Below are 18,073 nucleotides of genomic sequence, written 5' to 3'. Positions count from 1 at the left end.
TAGGCCTGAATTTCCAGGCCTAGGATTAAAAACTTAATAGGAGTCTCCAAATGAAAGACTATTTAAATACAAACCAATTATATCGTGACACTGTAAGAGGTAAAATTAGTGGTGTTTGTGCAGGTATCGCTCGTAACTTTAACGTTGAAGCTTGGATGGTCAGAATAGCAGCCATAGCCGCGTTTATTTTTATGCCAATGGTTGTCGGTGTGGCGTATTTGTTGGCCGTGCTATTAATCCCAACTCGTTAGTTAGTAGTTTATAAGGATTTAGGTCATGAAGAATTTTATTGTTGCGGTTCTGATCGCGATTTTGATTACTTATAGCTGTGGGATCCTTGCCAGTGAATGGTTTGATTTTTCCATTCACTTTGACCAACACATACTGGGTCCCATGGAATCGGTAGTCAGTGTTACTGCGGTAGGTGCGGTCATGGCAATCGTTGGCGTTATCGTTGCAATTAGTGTGTTTGGAGCTTTAGCTTTGGCTTTATTCGTAGTATTAATCGCGATGTTATTTGCAGGCGTAACTGTGTTTTGGCCAATGTTGTTGGTTATTGCCTTCATCTTTTGGTTGTTAAAAGATAAGCGTCAAACTCAGTATTAGCGCTGTGAGTGTCAAGAATGTATCGGCTACTCACTTTTAACATTTCTCATTGCTAGGTGTTTTTCATCATCTTATGAAATAACCGTAAACCATTTTCTAGGCGCTACTATAATAAAGGCATAATTGCTTCAGCTGCGAAAAAGCGTTGACTATTCTGGTAAAAGCCCGTGAATTAATTGATAATTACGGGAAATTTATTATTCAGGAAAGGCCGTTTATGAAATGTATCAGATTACAACCTTGGTTGATGTTTATCGGATTATTGTGCTTTAGCTTTGCAAGTTCGGCAAATATCAAAGTAACAGATGCTACCGTCCGATTGTTACCGCCCACTGTACCTAATACCGCCGCCTATTTTAAAATCCATAATTCCTCAGACAAAGATGTGGTTCTCGTATCTGCCACTACCGATATTGCTGAAAAAGCGGAATTACACGCCCATGTAATGGAAAACGGAATGATGAGCATGCAGGAACAAGAAAAAATTCGCATTCCTGCGGGGGAAACGGTCACTTTTAAACCAGGTGGTTTACACGTCATGATATTTGGTCTCAAAAAGCCGCTAGTCGAAAATAAAGAGGTCATAATCACTTTGCTAAGTGAAGACCAACAAACTATTCAGGTAACAGCTAAAGCTGTGATGCCAGGTAAAGAAAAGTCACATAAACATCATTAGAATAGATAGTCTTATGGGTGTAAAGTGTCACTAATTAAAAATACAGGAAGCATATTATGCAACGTTTTTTAAATGCGAAATGGCTTACCACCACTTTCCTAATAATTGTACTAATTGGTTGGATAATCTCTGTTTATTGGAGTTTTGAGCCGGATGCTTTCAATGTTCGAACTGAAGCGCAAACTTATGCCCAAGAAAATTCAGAAAGTGTGGTAATTGGTTACACCACTACCCATACCCTGATCCGTGTAGTGGAGTCACTAATGGATAAGCCTGGTGGTTATTTATCGAATGACGTTATGCCGCCTGGTGTATTTATGGACAACATGCCTCGATGGGAGTTCGGTGCCTTGGAAATGTCCCGAGACTTAGCCTTGGCTATGCGCAAAGACTTTAGTCGTTCTCAATCACAATCAATGGAGAATCCAGAACTAACAAAGGCTCAGCCTGCATTAAATATGAATCATCTAAGTTGGATGTTGCCTTCCGCAGAGTCCATGTATCAAGATGCACTTAAAGACTTGTACGCCTATCGAACAGATCTAGCCGAAAAAGGTCAAGGCAGCGCACAATTCTTCTCTCGGGCGGATAATCTGAGAGACTGGCTAAAGCAAGTTGAAAAACGTTTAGGTAATTTATCGCAAAAGTTAAGTGCTAGTGTGGGCCAAGAAGTGCTCAATACTGATTTGGCAGGAGATGCGCAAGCTAGACAATCCACTCCAGAAGCGAAACAACGTTATGAAAAAACTAGCTGGTGGAAAACCGACGATAATTTTTATGAAGCGCGGGGAGCTGCTTGGGCGTTGATTCATTTTTTAAAAGCGGTAGAGGTTGACTTCGCTGACGTACTTGAAAAGAAAAATGCCACCGTGAGTTTGCGTCAAATCATTCGTGAACTAGAGTCGACGCAACAAACTATTTGGAGCCCAATGATTTTGAATGGCAGTGGGTTGGGTATGTTAGCTAATCACTCATTAGTCATGGCCAACTATATTTCCCGAGCCAATGCGGCTTTAATCGAATTAAATGAACTACTCAATCAAGGATAAAAAGTGAAACACAGAATTAAATCATTAGTTTTAGCGGCATCCGTTGTCGCTGTTCCTGTTCAAGCAGATACATTATTAGGTTTGTATGTGGGCGCGCAGGGCTGGAACATGGATACCGAAGGTGGCTTTGCAAATGATGCCAATATAACCAGATTTGATTTTGATACCGAAACTAAATCGAGCTTCTATGTTGCGCTAGAGCATCCAATTCCGTTAATTCCTAACATTAAAGTCCGTCAGACTACACTAGACACAAGTGGTGACGTTACATTAAACAGCACTTTCACTTTTAATGGCGAAATTTTTAGTGTGGATACACCGTTAACCACCGAAGTCGATATGAGTAATACCGATTTTATTTTGTATTATGAATTATTCGATAACGATTTAATCAGTTTCGACTTTGGTATCAACGGAAAATACGTTGACGGGGAAATTTTCGTAAGAGAAACCGCGGATACGTCTAATTTCGCCAGAGAAGAGTTTTCAGGTGTAGTTCCAATGGTGTACTCAAAACTTTACATTGGCTTACCCTTTACCGGTTTGGGAGCGTATGCCGAAGGAAGTTATTTAGCCATCGACGATCATTCTCTAAGTGATTATGAAATCGCTTTGGTCTATCAATTTGTAGACAATCTAGCCATTGATATGACGCTACAGCTAGGATACAGAGCGACTTCTCTAGAATTAGAAGATTTAGATGATATCTATTCAGACCTAGAGTTTAGTGGTGCCTTTGCTGGAATTGAAATTCACTTTTAAGTCAATAAAGTTCGTTTCTAAGTCCATTAAGTAATAAAAAATCCTATTTAGGTCTTTCCTGTCAATAATAAAAAACGCTAATCTGCCCACATCAATTAAAAGGTTAGCGTTTTTATGTCTTCAAAAAACAATCAGGCACTAGTGCCAACAGCTGTTATTAACGAATCTCAGTGGCAGCAAATTAATAGCGCCATAGCGCCGCTTAACAATGATCAACTTACTTGGATGAGTGGTTATTTGGCTGGTTTGGCCCATCAACAATCAGCTGGACAAGTTGTAGCTCCTGCTGCATCAGCCTCTGTTGTTGAAAAGCAACTCACCATTCTTTTCGGCTCGCAAACGGGTAACGCAAAAGGTGTGGCTCAAGAGTTTAAAGAGAAAGCTCAGCATGCTGGTCTAAAAGTTAACCTGCACAGCATGGCTGATTACAAAGCTAAGCAGCTTAAAAATGAAACCCATCTTCTTATTGTGGTCAGTACCCACGGAGAAGGTGATGCTCCTGATGATGCCGTTGAACTTCATGAGTTTGTGGCCAGCAAAAAGGCACCGAAATTACCGGAGTTAAATTTTGCTGTGGTTGGATTAGGTGACAGTAGCTACGAATTCTTCTGCCAAACGGCGAAAGATTTTGATGCTCGCCTTGAGGCTTTAGGTGGCAAGCGCATTACCCCAAGATTGGATTGTGACGTGGATTACGAAACCGTAACTAACGCATTTTTTGATCAGATTGCTATTCAGCTAAAAGAAGAGTTTGCTGCCAGTCAAGCGCCTGTTGAACCTGTTGCTGGAACTGTAAGCGGCACTTCTGTAAATACTGCAAAGTCAGAATATTCTAAGAAAAATCCATTTACAGCAACTTTGTTAGAAAGCCAGAAAATAACTGGGCGAGATTCTATTAAAGACATTCGTCACATCGAGATTTCTCTCGAAGATTCTGGTATCCAATATCAACCTGGGGATGCCTTAGGTATTTGGTTTACCAATAACGAAGCTTTAGTGAGCGAGTTATTAAACCTGGTTGGGGTTGATGAAAATGAAAGTGTTGAGGTTGGCAAAGACGCCTTAAGCATTAAGCAGGCACTCATTGAAAAATTTGAGTTGACCTTAAGCTACCCAACCTTCGTAAAAAGTTATTTAGAGTCTGCGCCAAATGAAAAACTGCAGGCTTTGTTCGATGACAAAGCAAAACTCAGAGAGTATTTAGCGGATAAGCAAATCGTCGATATTGTTGCTGATTTCCCTGCAAATATCACTGCTGAACAGTTAGCTAGAGCCCTTAGACCGATTACCCCAAGGTTATATTCAATTGCCTCTAGTCAAACTGAAGTAGATGACGAAGTACACCTTACTGTGGCAATGGTTGAATACGACGTTAACGGCAATGTGCGCCATGGCTCAGCGTCTAACTTCTTAGGTAAACGCTTAGAAGAAGGCCAAGAGTTGAAGGTGTTTGTGGAGCATAACAACAACTTCCGCTTACCAGAAAGCCCAGAAACACCGGTTATCATGGTAGGGCCTGGTACTGGTATTGCGCCTTTTAGAGCCTTCATGCAACAGCGCGCAGAAGAAGAAGCCGAAGGCAAAAATTGGTTGTTCTTCGGTAATCCAAGTTTTACCCAAGACTTCCTATATCAAACTGAATGGCAGCGTTTTGTTAAAGATGGTGTTGTCGACAAAGTGAGCTTGGCATTTTCCCGTGACCAAGAACAAAAAATTTATGTACAGCATCGTATCCTAGAAAATGGTGCTGAGTTATTTGACTGGTTAGAGCAAGGCGCACATTTTTACGTATGTGGTGATGCAACCCACATGGCTAAAGATGTTCATGATGCACTTTTGACTGTTGTTCAAGAACACGGTGGAAAAAGTGAAGCAGATGCGGAAACGTATTTAACCGAAATGCGCCGTGCTAAGCGTTATCAGAAGGATGTGTACTAATGAGCTCCGATAAAAAATTTATTGTTGAAGGTAAGTTGGCAGAAAACGAACGTATAAAAGGCGAAAGTAACTTTTTACGTGGCACAATTGCCCAAGATCTTAAAGATGATTTAACCGGTGGTTTTACCGCTGACAATTTTCAGTTGATTCGATTCCACGGTATGTACCAGCAAGATGATCGTGATATCCGAGCTGAGCGGGCTAAACAAAAATTAGAACCCTTACAAAATGTGATGTTGCGTGCTCGTTTACCAGGTGGAATTATTTCTCCCGATCAATGGTTGGCCATTGATAAGTTTGCAGCAGATCATAGTCTTTACGGCAGTATTCGATTAACTACCCGTCAAACTTTCCAGTTTCACGGTGTTCTAAAGCCGCAAATTAAATTAATGCATCAAACCCTTAATAAAGTGGGCATCGATTCAATAGCGACTGCCGGTGACGTTAACCGTAATGTTTTGTGTACTTCAAACCCGGTTGAGTCTGCGGTTCATCAAGAAGCGTACGAGTGGGCTAAAAAAATTAGTGAACATTTGCTCCCCAAAACTCGTGCATATGCAGAAATTTGGTTAGATGGTGAAAAGGTCGAAACCACTGAAAATGAACCGATTTTAGGTAACAACTATTTACCTCGTAAGTTCAAAACGACGGTTGTTATACCACCACATAACGATATTGATGTGCATGCAAATGATCTCAATTTTGTTGCTATTGCTGAAAACGGCAAGCTAATTGGTTTTAACGTCTTAGTCGGCGGTGGCTTAGCCATGACCCATGGTGATCACTCGACTTACCCACGTAAAGCAGACGACTTCGGTTATATTCCTTTGGATAAGACGTTGGATGTGGCTGCCGCTGTCGTGGGTACTCAACGGGATTGGGGAAATCGTGTTAACCGTAAAAACGCGAAAACCAAATATACCCTTGAGCGTGTTGGTGTAGAGAACTTTAAAGCCGAAGTTGAAAAGCGTGCGGGAATTGAATTTGCGCAAAGCCGCCCTTACGAGTTTACATCTCGTGGTGACCGTTTTGGATGGGTTGAAGGCGTTGATGGTAAGTATCATTTAACCGTATTTATTGAAAACGGTCGTATTCTTGACTATCCGGGTAAAACCTTAAAAACAGGTTGTGCTGAGATAGCCAAAGTGCATAAAGGTGATTTTCGTTTAACTGCCAATCAAAACTTGGTAATTGCAGGCGTTCCGGCAGAGCAGAAAGAAGAAATTGAAACCTTGGCTAAAACCCATGGATTGATTTCTGATGGAGTCAGTAATCAACGTCTCGATTCAATGGCCTGTGTTTCATTGCCAACTTGTCCTTTGGCAATGGCAGAAGCTGAACGTTATTTGCCTGATGCAGTAACCGAAATCGAGGGTTTGCTTGCAAAACACAATGTAGCTGACCGCAGTATTATATTTCGTGTCACTGGCTGTCCTAATGGTTGTGGTCGAGCGATGCTTGCTGAGGTTGGTTTAGTGGGTAAAGGTCCGGGTAAATACAATTTCCACTTAGGTGGTGATCGTCAGGGCACACGCATTCCTAAAATGTATAAAGAAAATATTAGCGAGCAAGAGATTTTAGCTCACCTCGATGAACTCATTGGTCGTTGGGCTAAAGAAGGTAATCAAGACGAAGGTTTTGGTGACTTTTTAATTCGCGCTAAAGTCATCGCTCCGGTTGTTAATTCAGCCAAGGATTTTTATGCCTAACGCAGTGTTTCAAAATTCAGGCGAAAATGCCCGTGCAGCAGATTGGGTTAACAATCTAAGCACTGAGCAATTCGCAGAGTTAAATGCAGATCTTGAAAAACAAACGCCGCAACAGCGGGTTGTTTGGGCACTCGAGCATCTACCTGGTGAACACATAGTGTCGTCTAGTTTTGGTGCGCAATCAGCGGTCATGCTGCATTTGTTGTCTCAAGAATATTCCGATATTCCTGTTGTGCTCACTGATACTGGCTATCTTTTTCCAGAAACCTATAATTTCATTGATGAACTAACCGAACGGCTTAAACTCAATTTAAAAGTGTATCGAGCACCTGAGTCTGCAGCATGGCAAGAAGCGCGTCATGGTTTATTGTGGGAACAAGGAATTGAAGGCATCGAGAAGTACAACAAGATGAACAAGGTTCTACCAATGCAACGAGCTTTGAAAGAGCTGAATGTTGGAACTTGGTTTGCCGGTTTAAGACGCTCTCAGTCGGATACTCGTGAAAACTTGAATGTACTACAAAGATTAAATGGACAAACTAAAGTTTATCCTATCATTGATCAATCAAATAAAGCGCTTCATCAATATCTTAAAGCACACGATCTGCCTTACCATCCTCTGTGGGAGAAAGGTTTTGTGTCTATTGGTGACTGGCATACTTCTAGAGCCTTAGAAGCCGGAATGAGTGAGCAAGATACTCGTTTCTTTGGGTTAAAACGCGAATGTGGCCTTCACGAATTTGGTGACGGAATCTAATTACTCGGCCAACATTTTGTGGTGTTTCTCAGGTATGAAAAATAGCACAATGCCATATACACTGAACTCCGGTTCAGTGTATATGGTTAAATGATATCTAACCTATTTTATCTTGGGTTTTTGTTTCGAAATCACTGGCATCATGACGTTCACGCAACTGAGATTCCGGTTCTCCCCAGGTTTTATTGACCATTCTGCCACGCTGAACTGCGGGGCGTTCAGCAATTTCATCGGCCCATCGAATAACATTCTTGTAGGTATGTGCCTCAATGAATTCGGCGGCGTCATAGGCTAAGCCTTTGACTAATGCACCATACCATGGCCAAGTTGCGATATCTGCAATGGTGTATTCGTCTCCACACATGTATTTATTATCCGCTAGTAGCTTGTCGAGCACGTCAAGTTGGCGTTTTATTTCCATGGTGTAGCGGTCTATGGGATATTCCAATTTTTCAGGGGCGTAAGCATAAAAATGACCGAATCCTCCTCCTAATAATGGCGCACTGGCCATTTGCCAGAATAACCATGAAATACATTCGGTTCGCAGTGCCGGATCTTGTGGAATGAATGCATTAAACTTTTCTGCTAAGTAGAGGAGTATAGAGCCCGATTCAAACACACGGGTAGGTTTCGGCGTACTGTGATCAACCAAAGCAGGAATTTTGGAGTTGGGGTTTGCAGCAACAAACCCACTACTAAATTGATCGCCTTCTAAAATATCCACTAAATAAGCGTCGTATTCAGCCCCTGTATGTCCATTTTCTAGTAGTTCTTCTAGCATCACTGTGACTTTCACGCCATTTGGTGTTGCCAATGAGTATAGTTGCAATGGGTGCTTACCAACGGGAAGATCTTTTTCGTGGGTTGCTCCAGAAATAGGTCTATTAATATTTGCAAATTTTCCACCGCTGTCTTTATTCCAGGTCCATACTTTGGGCGGGGTATAAGAGTCACTCATTTTAGCTCCTGATATTTTTAGTTAAGGGGGCAGCATTACTTAGAATAATGAGATTGGGGTGTAACTGAAAAACTAAAGTGATGAGGCTCAATTTAACTCGAATTCACTTGCAAGTAATATTAACAAGTTATCTAAATAGTGTTGATTTACGGTGCTATTAATTAAGCGTGCTAATTCAGAGCCTATTGAGGTGAATTTATAATACTGCAAACTCAATCCTCTTTTCTTCGGGGCGAGATGAAAAGTTTCGCCACCACAGCGGTATTGTAAGCGACTTTGAGTTTCAAGTTCACTGGTCTCAATCTCACTATTATAAATTAGACCGAGATCCATTAACGATAACAGATCTGGATAAGCTAAGCCGTGTTCCGCTAAATTAATTTGCTCATTTTTGGTTAATCTGAAAACAGATAAAATACTGGGTTTTCGATGGTAACCATAGATAATTTTTAACCCATGCTCACCTTTTCTTCTTGTCGCCATACCTACTGCTAGCTTGAGTATTTTCGCGTCTCTATGGGTTAAGTTTTTTAAGGTTTGTAAGGTTTTAAGGGAAAATGAACCTGGTACACTTATCTCTACTGTGAATATTTTCGCCCATAATTCTTGCATCGCGGGAGAGTTAATATTTTCTGCCATTTCGCTAAAACTGAAGAACCAATCCGGATCTAGTTCGTCTTGAACGGCCTGTTCTTGGCTGAAATCCGTTGCCAATGCGAAGATCCGTTCCAAGTTTTTTAACTTTCGTTGGGCTTTAACAAACTGATGTCGATTCACTTTTTTATGTAAATCTTGTTCTATTGCGCTTTTATGCCCAATGGCAATACCGGCTCGACTAAACCATTGCAGCATTTTGAGTTTCGCCTGCTTGGTATGCTCTGCATTAGCCTTATGAGTCGCTGCTACCTCAGCTTGCTGCTTTGTTTTTGCCGCAGCGTCTTTTTTCTGCATTAAATGGGAAGGCGGCACATTAGAATCTATTTTCATAAGGGGTAAATTGACCTGAATAACGAAAAAATGATTATAACCGAAAATTATTTAAATTGACGAATTTGCACTTTTTGACGAAAATCAAATAAAAAAGGCGAGTCTGCTGTTTTTTGCTACAATTATAATTCCTCTTTGTTACATATTGAGATATGTTTAGGTAGTAAACAACAGAATTCACCAATTATGGTGTTTGTATGGTGGAAGGATGAATGTCTCCAACGGATTATGAAAATGATGAATTGATTTTCTTGGATGAAGACGAATCACAAGAACAGGAGACGCATTTAGGTCACTGGAATGTGTTAGTAGTTGATGACGATGAGGAAATTCATTCAGTAACGAGATTAGCGCTGTCAGATTTACAGCTCAATGATAAAAAGCTATTCTTCCATCACGCCTATTCAGGTGAGCAAGCACTTACTATTATAGAAAAATTAGGCAGTAAACTCGCTATAATACTCCTAGATGTTGTAATGGAAACCGATGACGCTGGGTTAGTGGTCGCGCGAAAAATGCGTGAAGAGCTAAAGATAATGGAGCCTAGAATAATCTTGCGGACTGGGCAACCAGGTTATGCGCCAGAAGAAAGTGTTATTAAAGAATACGACATTAACGATTACAAAACGAAAACCGAACTTACGCGTAGTAAACTAGTTACAACCATCATTGCTTCTTTGCGTTCTTATCAGCAAATCCTCACCATAAATCAAAGCCGTATGGGCTTAGAAAAGATTATTCATTCTTCAGCGAATTTATTAGAAGAGCACTCGGTTAAGGGTTTTTGCGAAGGTATAGTCACTCAAATTAGCTCACTTATTGGTCTTGATGCCAGTGGTGTTGTCTGTGCCAGAGCAGGGGCAATTCTTGATAAAGAAGATAACAGTGTTTACGTTTTAGGGGCGGCAGGTGAATATGCTAAATATATAAATGAGAGTTTAGATAACCTGCATAATAAAAAGATTGTCGAGTCGGTTAGTCAATGTCTATCCAAAAAAGAACATGTTTACGAAGAAAATTATTCTGTTTTGTATCTAAATAGTTCTGGTTACGACGCTGCTGTTTTTCTTAACGCCAAAGAAACCTTAAATTCACTAGACCGGAAGCTATTGGAAGTTTTTTTACACAGTATTTCTATCGGTTATGAAAATGTAAACTTGTTCCATCAATTACGTACCGCGGCGTTTAAAGACTGGTTAACTAAACTGCCCAATCGCAATGAATTCATTAATATGCTTGATGAGACTGCGGTGATGACAAGTACCGGCTACAATGTTGTGGCGTTACTGGATATTAAACACTTTTCAGACGTGAATGATGGTTTAGGACAAGATGCGGGGAATAATCTTCTCAAAGCAGTATCTAGACGTGTTCAAGATAGTTTGGGGGCTAAAGTCAGGATGGGCCGTATTGGGGCCGACGTTTTCGGGCTAATTGGTTCTGAAGAAGTGGTTAATCCTGAAAGAGTTAATTCACTGTTCGCATTTCCCTTCAAAGCCGGTGACCATACTCTACCCATTAACATTACAATGGGATTTTGTAAGCTAATAGATGACGATTGCACGGGCATTAATTTATTAAAACAAACCAATATTGCTTTAAATCGCGCTAAAAAAGATTTAAATACCAATTACGGTTACTACGAACCGGAAATGGAAGAAAAGACGACTTGGCGGTTAGGTTTAATTCGGCAACTTCGAACCGATTTCTCTGCACGAAAGCTAGAGGTGTGGTATCAACCACAAGTTGATTTGGTGACTGAACAGGTTGTTGGCATGGAAGCATTATTACGCTGGCCAACTGAGAATGAAGGCTTTATTTCTCCAGCCGTCTTTGTTCCATTAGCGGAGTATTCAGGACTGATTATTGAAATTGGTGCTTGGGTATTGGAAGAGTCTTGTCGGCACCTCAAAGTGTTAACAGACAAAGGCTACGATGACTTGCGTATGGCCGTAAATATTTCTATGCCGCAATTTAGAGATCCTGATTTTGTTCAAGGGGTAAAAACCTCTGTCAGTAAGCATGCATTAGTGCCAGCACAGTTAGAGTTGGAAATAACCGAAAGCGTGGTAATGGATGAACCTCAGATTGTTGTCGAGTCGCTGAAAGAGCTGAAAGAGTTCGGGGTGAAAATAGCCATCGATGACTTTGGAACGGGATTTTCTTCAATGAGCTACTTACAGCAGTTACCCTTAGACAGATTGAAGATTGATAGATCATTTATTAATGAAATTAAACCAAACCAATCGGCTTTTATTGCTGAAACCATTGTAACATTAGGTAACCGTTTGGGATTACATACCATAGCTGAAGGAATTGAAAAGCGCGAACAGGCCAGTTACATGTTAAAATTGGGTTGTGATGAAGCACAAGGGTATTTGTACGCTAAGCCAATGGCATTTGATGAACTCGTTAAGTTTTTAGACAGTTATTAGTCACGATTTCAATTACATCATCTCAATATAAATCGGCGAGCTCATTATGAATGACAGGCGGTTTGTATTCGACTCTTAATCTGCGGCAATACAGATTGTTCAAACCATTCATTTTTCTTCAACCAAATGTTATTTCGTGGAGAAGGGTGAGGAAGCACAATGTACTTGGGAAGGTATCGCTGCCAATTCTTTACTCTGTTGGTGACATTTGATTTGTCTTTTAAATAATAGTTTTGAGCATATTGCCCGATGAGAAGGGTGAGCTTGGGGCTGAATGCAGACAGCAGACGTTGGTGCCAAATTTCTGCACATTGCTTAATCGGAGGTAAATCTCCTGAAGCTGCTTTTCCAGGGTAACAAAATCCCATAGGTAATATTGCTACTGTATTTTCATCGTAGAAAGTAGTTTTTGGCATACCAATCCATGCTCTTAATCTATCTCCTGAGGCATCATTCCATGGTAGATTCGTATTATGTGCAGCAAGCCCCGGCGCTTGGCCAATGATACAAATTTTACTCTTTGAACTTCCTTGTATAATTGGCCTGGGTTCTAATGGGAGTATTTTTTCACATTCTCGGCAATTTCTAGCTAAATCAAAGTCATTTTTTTTCAATAAATTACACCTTGTCATATTACTGTCATAAAACTATGCTTCGATCTTAGGGTTGAGTGTGTTATATTCTTTACATCGGAATACCGATGATTAAATAGGAGTAACACAATGCGTAAATTATTTTCTTTTCTTGCCGTCTTATCTTTAGGAACGGTTGCGCATGCTCAAGCCGATCAGTTAAAAACGTTTGATTGTGTAGACAAGCAATCGTTTGAAGTGAATAGTCAATGCATGGCAAACAAGATTAGCCAAAACATGACTTATCGAAACGTTCAAATGGATATTGCTGAAAAAGCAAATATTCAAAGTGATGGCGTTATGGCCACCATTAAGTATTATCCAAAAGACGCGTTAATCGAAGTTGTCGCTCACCGTGATGCTTTAACGGACCAATCGTTAACAGCAGCCGTACAACGCTAAGTTTATTAATCTTATAAAAAAACCTGACGTCAGTCAGGTTTTTTTTTGCGCGGTAATCGTGCGACTAAACGCTCGATTTCCGCAAGAACCGCGAGGCTTGTAGCATGGTCTTTAGACCATGAAATGTTTCGAACACGCTGCGGGGCTAAAGCACCCGCCTACAGGCTATGTTGTAGCATGGTCTTTAGGCCATGGAATGTTTCCAACACGCTACGGGGCTAAAGCGCCCGCCTACAGGCTATGTTGTAGCATGGTCTTCAGACCATGGAATGTTTCCAACACGCCACGGGGCTAAAGCACCCGCCCACAGGCTATGTTGTAGCATGGTCTTTAGGCCATGGAATGTTTCAAATACGCCATGGGGCTAAAGCGCCCGCCTACAGGCTATGTTGTAGCATGGTCTTTAGGCCATGGAATGTTTCCAACACGCCGCGGGGCTAAAGCGCCCGCCTACAGGAACTCTCTAAACAACCCTGCCAGCCGATTAATACCTATGCCATTTGATACAATTCGTAGAACTTTTGCTTTTGTAAAACCATACTCAGCTTTAATTCTTCGTATTTGTTGGCAATTTCAAAATTGTCGTAACTCTTTTTCAAACGGGCTTGTTTAATTTCCAACAGCTTTTTCTTGGCCGCGTAATAATCACTCATTTTGGCAACTAATACGTCGTATTCATGTTGTAATTTCACCAGAATTTCGTCGGCGTCAGGCAAACTCGAAATTCTCTTTTGGGTACGCTTCATCATCATTTCGAAACGCGCTTTTTCAATCCTTTCTTCTGGACAGCGTCGCAAGTTCTTAGCCAATTTCAAAGCGGATAACCCGCGAATCAACCATTTGGTTGGATCAAAATGCCACCAACGGATACCGTTGCGGTAGTCATATTCGAAAATATGGTGGTAATTGTGATAGCCCTCACCAAAGGTGAAAAAGGCTAATATTCCGTTGTCTCGAGCAGTATTTTTGTCGGTATAAGGCTGTTTCCCCCATATATGAGCAAGGGAATTGATGAAAAAAGTGACATGGTGCACAACAACTAATCTGAACACACCTGCCAATAGCAACATACCTAATACATCACCATTGAGAAACCCTAATACCATAGGGATACCAAAATTGGTCGCCAGAACGATTGGCAAATAATATTTGTGCTGCCACATAACAATGGCATCTTTTTGCAAGTCGCGACAGTTTTTATAGTCGTCATATCGATGGGATTCATAGTCTCTAAGCATCCAACCTATATGGGAGAAAAGAAATCCACGCTTAGCTGAATAAGGATCCTTGCCATTTTGATCGACAAACTTGTGGTGTACCCTATGATCAGAACTCCAATGTAAAATACTATTTTGCAGTGCCATTGCACCACCAACGGCTAAAATAAAGCGAACGACTGCGTTCGTCTCGTAGGCTTTATGAGACCATAATCTGTGGTAGCCAGCAGTTATCGACATACCAGAAAAATAAATTAAGAAAATACAGGCCATCACTTCATATGCGTCGAATCCATTGAAATATGCTTCCAAGGGAACACCAACCACAGCAATGACACCGGTAATAAGAAAGACCAAAATATTGGTCAACAATAGACGAGGTTTGTTCATTTAAAAATGCTTTTGAGCTTACAACTGTACGCTAATTTATCCTGAGCGGCCTACTTTATCAAGTAAATAAATTGAAAAGGTTGTTAACCTAGGGTGTAATTCGTTCTAATAATTTTGTCACTACTGGAAATATCTAAGGGTACTAAGTGATTCAAACTCGACAACAACAAAAACTAAAAACACGTCGTGCAATTATAGATGCCGCTTTTGGACTTTTAGATGAACAGCACAGTTTTTCTAGCATGAGCTTAAGAGAGGTAGCTAGAGCTGCGGGTATCGCGCCAACCTCATTTTATCGTCACTTTAAAGATATCGATGAGTTAGGTCTGACTTTAGTGGATGAAGCAGGGTTAACATTGCGTCAGTTGATGCGTCAAGCGCGGGTAAGAATTGCCTCTGGCGGTGGTGTCATAAGCACATCCATTGATACATTTATGGAATTCATTTCCGCCAATAGCAATATTTTTAGATTATTGTTAAGGGAACACACGGGTACCTCAAACGCGTTCAGAGCCGCAGTATTCAGAGAAATTCAACATTTCACCGAGGAATTAACTGATTATACGGTGGCTACAACAGGTTTAAGTAAAAAGCTCGCAAATCTACAAGCTGAAGCTATGGTTAAGCTGGTATTTAGCACAGGAGCAGAAGCCTTAGATTTAGATCCCATTCAACGAGAGCAGTTGGCGATGCGATTGAAAATTCAGTTAAGGTTCATTACAAACGGTTCTTTGGAATTCGCTAAGAGTAACGAGTCCATATAACTTAATTTGTGTTTTTCCGCACTAAATAAACACCTGCTTCAACATGATGGGTATAAGGAAATTGGTCAAACATAGCAAAACGCTTTACTTCGTGGGTTTCAGTTAATCTGTTTAAGTTATCGAGTAAAGTTTCTGGGTTACATGATATATAAACAATATTGTCATAGTTACTGACCATAGAAACGGTTTCATCATCTAATCCAGCACGAGGCGGATCCACTAATACGGTGCGGCAGTTGTACTGGGTTAAATCTATCCCTTCGAGTCGATTGAATGTTCTGACTCCAGCCTGAGCTTGTACAAACTCTTCGCTGGACATCCGCAATATGGTGACATTGTGAGCTTGATTTGCGGCAATATTATCTTGGGCTGCGGCTACTGATGTTTTTGAAATCTCAGTGGCTAAAACACGGTTAAAGTTTTGTGCCATGGGAATACTGAAGTTGCCTAAGCCACAATATAATTCTAACAAGTCCCCTTCGCTGTTTGCGGTCACATCAAGGGCCCATTCCACCATCTTCTGATTCACTAGTGCATTAGGTTGAGTAAAACTATTTTCAATTTGTTTGAATTTGTAAATCCTTTCACCGACGGGTAAATGTTCGATTACAAAGTCTTTATCCACTAACATTTTTTGTTTGCGAGCTCGACCAACAATATCGATAGGATAATGTTTTCTTAACTGCTTCAAAATGTCGTTAATTTGTTCAAGCCATTTTTCATCTAAGGCTTTGTGGTAAAGCAGTGAAACAACAATTTCTCCACTTAAGGTGCTCAAGTAATCAATTTGGAACAGTTTTCGTCGAGCTATGTCATTAACTTTTAGCAACGCGACTAAGTCTGCCATCACCTTATTAATAAGTTTACTGGCTGGAGGAAATTGGTCGACTCGGTATTTTTCTTTGCTTTGTTGGTCAAACATAATGTGAAACAGCTCGTCTCCATCATGCCAAACGCGAAACTCCGCACGCATTCTATAGTGCAATTTTTCAGACTCGAAAATTTCCAATTCGGGCATGTTGAATTGCGCAAATTGATGGTTTAAAACGGTTATTTTCTGGTCGAGTTGAGCTTGGTAATATTGGGGGGCTATTTCTGTAGGTCGCATCAAGAACTCGATAAGTTTGGCATTATAAGAAGATTCGCGAATTTTAAAGATTTCTTACGCGCTTGCAAACGCAATTTGCTGTTTGTTTTTTAGTCTATATGTAACTCACTAATTTTACTCACTATTTCACAAAATACTTGATTTATTTAATTTAATTTCTCAATAAAGTGAATTTATAGTCGATACTATTATACGAGGATAGTGAGGTATTCCAAATGAATTTTGGCGAAATTAAAGCGTTTATGGGAGATAAAACCCAAGTTAACCCCAATGACGCTATAAAAAATCAATTGCGAGAAGCGGGTTTAAAACAAGCCGAAGCAGGCCTGAGTATGTCTGCTGAATCTACTGTTAGCAAGCTCAGCTCGCAAACCACAGTTGGGTTGAGAATTTACAGTAATTCGTTGAATCAAACCATAGAGTTAGATAGTAAACGTGCAAATCTGAAGAATCCCGAAGAAACAAATGAAAGCTTATTCGACTTTGAAGAAGTGGCTAAAAATGTACTTCATTTCGTGAGTGGAGTGATCTCCGGCGCTGCCCGCAATGGCGCGGATGAAGAAACATTAAACACGTTATTTGAGCAAGCTCGTTCCGGTGTTTCAAAAGGGATTAAGCTGGCGGAAAATGATTTGTCTGGCTTTATGAATGAAGAAATTTCGGACGGGATCGACCGTAGCGCTAATTTAATTGAACAGGGTATTCAGCGTTTACAGGATAGACTTTTTGGTAACGCTGATGAAACTGAAGATACTGACTTGCAGTCACCTATTTCCAATGAAACAGATAGTATTGCAGCAGCGAGTCAACAAAGTGGTGAACTTAGGATCCGCACCCAGGATGGTGACGAAGTACTTATTCGTTTCGAAGATTTAAAACAATTCGAATTGAATCGACAGGTATTATTGCAGCAAGAGAAGCAAACTAATCAAGAACCGAGCATTGAACACAACGATGTTCTTCCCCGAGCGGCGACCGACAATATTGAAACACTAAATAGTGAAGATACAAAGGTTGATGAAGAAAAGGCAGAAGTGGACAGCCTTAAACCTGAAGAAAGTTCGTCTCAGGTCAACCCTCAAACTGAGACTCCAGATGAAACTAACGAACCGACAGTGAATCAACAGTCCGTCTTTATTAGCCAGAAAAATTACAGTTTTTCTGTATCCGGTGAGTTAGATGAAGCTGAGTTAGAATCTATTGGACAGCTTGTTTCAGATGCCAATGATTTAGCGACAACGTTTTTTGAAGGCGATATCGAGCAGGCCTTTGAGCAAGCCCTGGAAATTGGTTTTGATGAACAAGAGCTGACTGGTTTTGCGTTGCAACTGACTCGACAAGAGCAAGTGGAGGTTGTCAAAGCCTATGAATCAGTTTCCCATTATAGCGACGAAAATAGTCGACAGGAACCTTCATCGAAGCCAGTGGAGAGAGTGAGCGATTACTTACAAAAAATGCTGGATGTTTTCGAGCAATCCCAACAAAAATTAGCGGATGGTGATCAGTACGACTCGTTAATTAATAGTATTATTAATGAAGTTCAAGAGTTAGATACCAATGATTTAGTTACTGCAATCAACGATTTTCATGCGTTTAACAAGCAGTTATTAGCTAACCTACCAAACGCTAATCAAAGTTCTGATGCAGAATAACTGAATCTATGGGCTTTACTTTATCGATGTT

The 18,073-nt window shown here is 40.6% G+C and carries 17 protein-coding genes; 12 read left to right on the top strand and 5 right to left on the bottom strand.

Annotation, left to right across the window (positions count from 1 at the left end; genetic code table 11):
- Positions 1-50: 50 nt before the first annotated feature.
- The 8 genes from Q4574_RS02580 to Q4574_RS02545 all read left to right on the top strand — a co-directional run bounded on the left by Q4574_RS02580 (position 51) and on the right by Q4574_RS02545 (position 7,497).
- Complete coding sequence (locus Q4574_RS02580) at positions 51-251, top strand: PspC domain-containing protein (RefSeq protein ID WP_303471089.1); 201 nt, start codon at positions 51-53, stop codon at positions 249-251.
- A gap of 25 nt (positions 252-276) precedes the next feature.
- Positions 277-606, top strand: a complete 330-nt coding sequence (locus tag Q4574_RS02575; protein WP_303471087.1) for a hypothetical protein — start codon at positions 277-279, stop codon at positions 604-606.
- A gap of 217 nt (positions 607-823) precedes the next feature.
- A complete protein-coding gene (locus Q4574_RS02570; protein ID WP_303471085.1) occupies positions 824-1,282 on the top strand; it encodes a copper chaperone PCu(A)C in 459 nt (152 codons plus the stop codon).
- A 56-nt stretch (positions 1,283-1,338) separates the two neighbouring features.
- The gene (locus tag Q4574_RS02565; protein WP_303471083.1) at positions 1,339-2,331 is read left to right on the top strand and encodes a DUF2333 family protein; all 993 of its coding nucleotides are present in this window, start codon (positions 1,339-1,341) and stop codon (positions 2,329-2,331) included.
- Between the two features lie 3 nt (positions 2,332-2,334).
- On the top strand, positions 2,335-3,093 hold the full coding sequence (locus Q4574_RS02560; protein WP_303471081.1) for a TIGR04219 family outer membrane beta-barrel protein: 759 nt from the start codon (positions 2,335-2,337) through the stop codon (positions 3,091-3,093).
- 114 nt (positions 3,094-3,207) lie between these two features.
- Positions 3,208-5,031, top strand: a complete 1,824-nt coding sequence (locus Q4574_RS02555) for an assimilatory sulfite reductase (NADPH) flavoprotein subunit (RefSeq protein ID WP_303471079.1) — start codon at positions 3,208-3,210, stop codon at positions 5,029-5,031.
- On the top strand, positions 5,031-6,740 hold the full coding sequence (gene cysI / locus Q4574_RS02550) for an assimilatory sulfite reductase (NADPH) hemoprotein subunit (RefSeq protein ID WP_303471077.1): 1,710 nt from the start codon (positions 5,031-5,033) through the stop codon (positions 6,738-6,740). The genes Q4574_RS02555 and cysI overlap by 1 nt, the downstream gene beginning before the upstream one ends.
- Positions 6,733-7,497 carry a phosphoadenylyl-sulfate reductase gene (locus Q4574_RS02545; RefSeq protein ID WP_303471075.1) on the top strand — a complete coding sequence of 255 codons (765 nt, stop codon included), beginning with the start codon at positions 6,733-6,735 and terminating at the stop codon, positions 7,495-7,497. Before cysI ends, Q4574_RS02545 begins: the two co-directional genes overlap by 8 nt.
- Positions 7,498-7,594: 97 nt before the next feature.
- On the opposite strand, the gene yghU is transcribed toward Q4574_RS02545, so the two are convergent.
- Together yghU and Q4574_RS02535 are read right to left on the bottom strand one after the other, a co-directional pair.
- Positions 7,595-8,455 carry a glutathione-dependent disulfide-bond oxidoreductase gene (yghU, locus tag Q4574_RS02540; protein ID WP_303471074.1) on the bottom strand — a complete coding sequence of 287 codons (861 nt, stop codon included), beginning with the start codon at positions 8,453-8,455 and terminating at the stop codon, positions 7,595-7,597.
- A gap of 87 nt (positions 8,456-8,542) precedes the next feature.
- Entirely contained in the window at positions 8,543-9,442 is a 900-nt protein-coding gene (locus tag Q4574_RS02535) for a TIGR03899 family protein (protein WP_303471073.1), read from the bottom strand.
- A 212-nt stretch (positions 9,443-9,654) separates the two neighbouring features.
- On the opposite strand from Q4574_RS02535, the gene Q4574_RS02530 reads away from it, so the two are divergent.
- Positions 9,655-11,877, top strand: coding sequence for an EAL domain-containing protein (locus tag Q4574_RS02530; RefSeq protein WP_303471071.1), 2,223 nt, complete (start codon positions 9,655-9,657; stop codon positions 11,875-11,877).
- A gap of 44 nt (positions 11,878-11,921) precedes the next feature.
- Here Q4574_RS02530 and Q4574_RS02525 read toward each other — a convergent pair whose 3' ends face one another.
- Positions 11,922-12,491 (bottom strand): uracil-DNA glycosylase family protein, encoded by a 570-nt coding sequence (locus Q4574_RS02525; protein WP_303471068.1) that lies wholly within the window; start codon positions 12,489-12,491, stop codon positions 11,922-11,924.
- A 108-nt stretch (positions 12,492-12,599) separates the two neighbouring features.
- Between Q4574_RS02525 and Q4574_RS02520 the strand changes: the two genes are divergently transcribed.
- Complete coding sequence (locus Q4574_RS02520) at positions 12,600-12,911, top strand: pyridine nucleotide transhydrogenase (protein WP_303471066.1); 312 nt, start codon at positions 12,600-12,602, stop codon at positions 12,909-12,911.
- 491 nt (positions 12,912-13,402) lie between these two features.
- On the opposite strand, the gene Q4574_RS02515 is transcribed toward Q4574_RS02520, so the two are convergent.
- Positions 13,403-14,518 carry a fatty acid desaturase gene (locus Q4574_RS02515; RefSeq protein WP_303471064.1) on the bottom strand — a complete coding sequence of 372 codons (1,116 nt, stop codon included), beginning with the start codon at positions 14,516-14,518 and terminating at the stop codon, positions 13,403-13,405.
- A gap of 146 nt (positions 14,519-14,664) precedes the next feature.
- Between Q4574_RS02515 and fabR the strand changes: the two genes are divergently transcribed.
- Complete coding sequence (fabR, locus tag Q4574_RS02510; RefSeq protein WP_303471062.1) at positions 14,665-15,282, top strand: HTH-type transcriptional repressor FabR; 618 nt, start codon at positions 14,665-14,667, stop codon at positions 15,280-15,282.
- A 1-nt stretch (position 15,283) separates the two neighbouring features.
- Here the strand turns inward: fabR and trmA are convergent, their stop codons facing one another.
- On the bottom strand, positions 15,284-16,390 hold the full coding sequence (trmA, locus tag Q4574_RS02505; RefSeq protein WP_303471060.1) for a tRNA (uridine(54)-C5)-methyltransferase TrmA: 1,107 nt from the start codon (positions 16,388-16,390) through the stop codon (positions 15,284-15,286).
- Positions 16,391-16,605: 215 nt separating this feature from the next.
- On the opposite strand from trmA, the gene Q4574_RS02500 reads away from it, so the two are divergent.
- Positions 16,606-18,042 carry a DUF5610 domain-containing protein gene (locus Q4574_RS02500; RefSeq protein WP_303471057.1) on the top strand — a complete coding sequence of 479 codons (1,437 nt, stop codon included), beginning with the start codon at positions 16,606-16,608 and terminating at the stop codon, positions 18,040-18,042.
- Positions 18,043-18,073: the final 31 nt, after the last annotated feature.

Origin of the sequence: Aliiglaciecola sp. 3_MG-2023 (genome assembly GCF_030548205.1) — a bacterium.
In the GTDB taxonomy this organism is placed as follows: Bacteria; Pseudomonadota; Gammaproteobacteria; order Enterobacterales; family Alteromonadaceae; genus Aliiglaciecola.
Note: the sequence above shows the minus strand (reverse complement) of the source record. Positions and strands in the feature narration are given on the sequence as shown.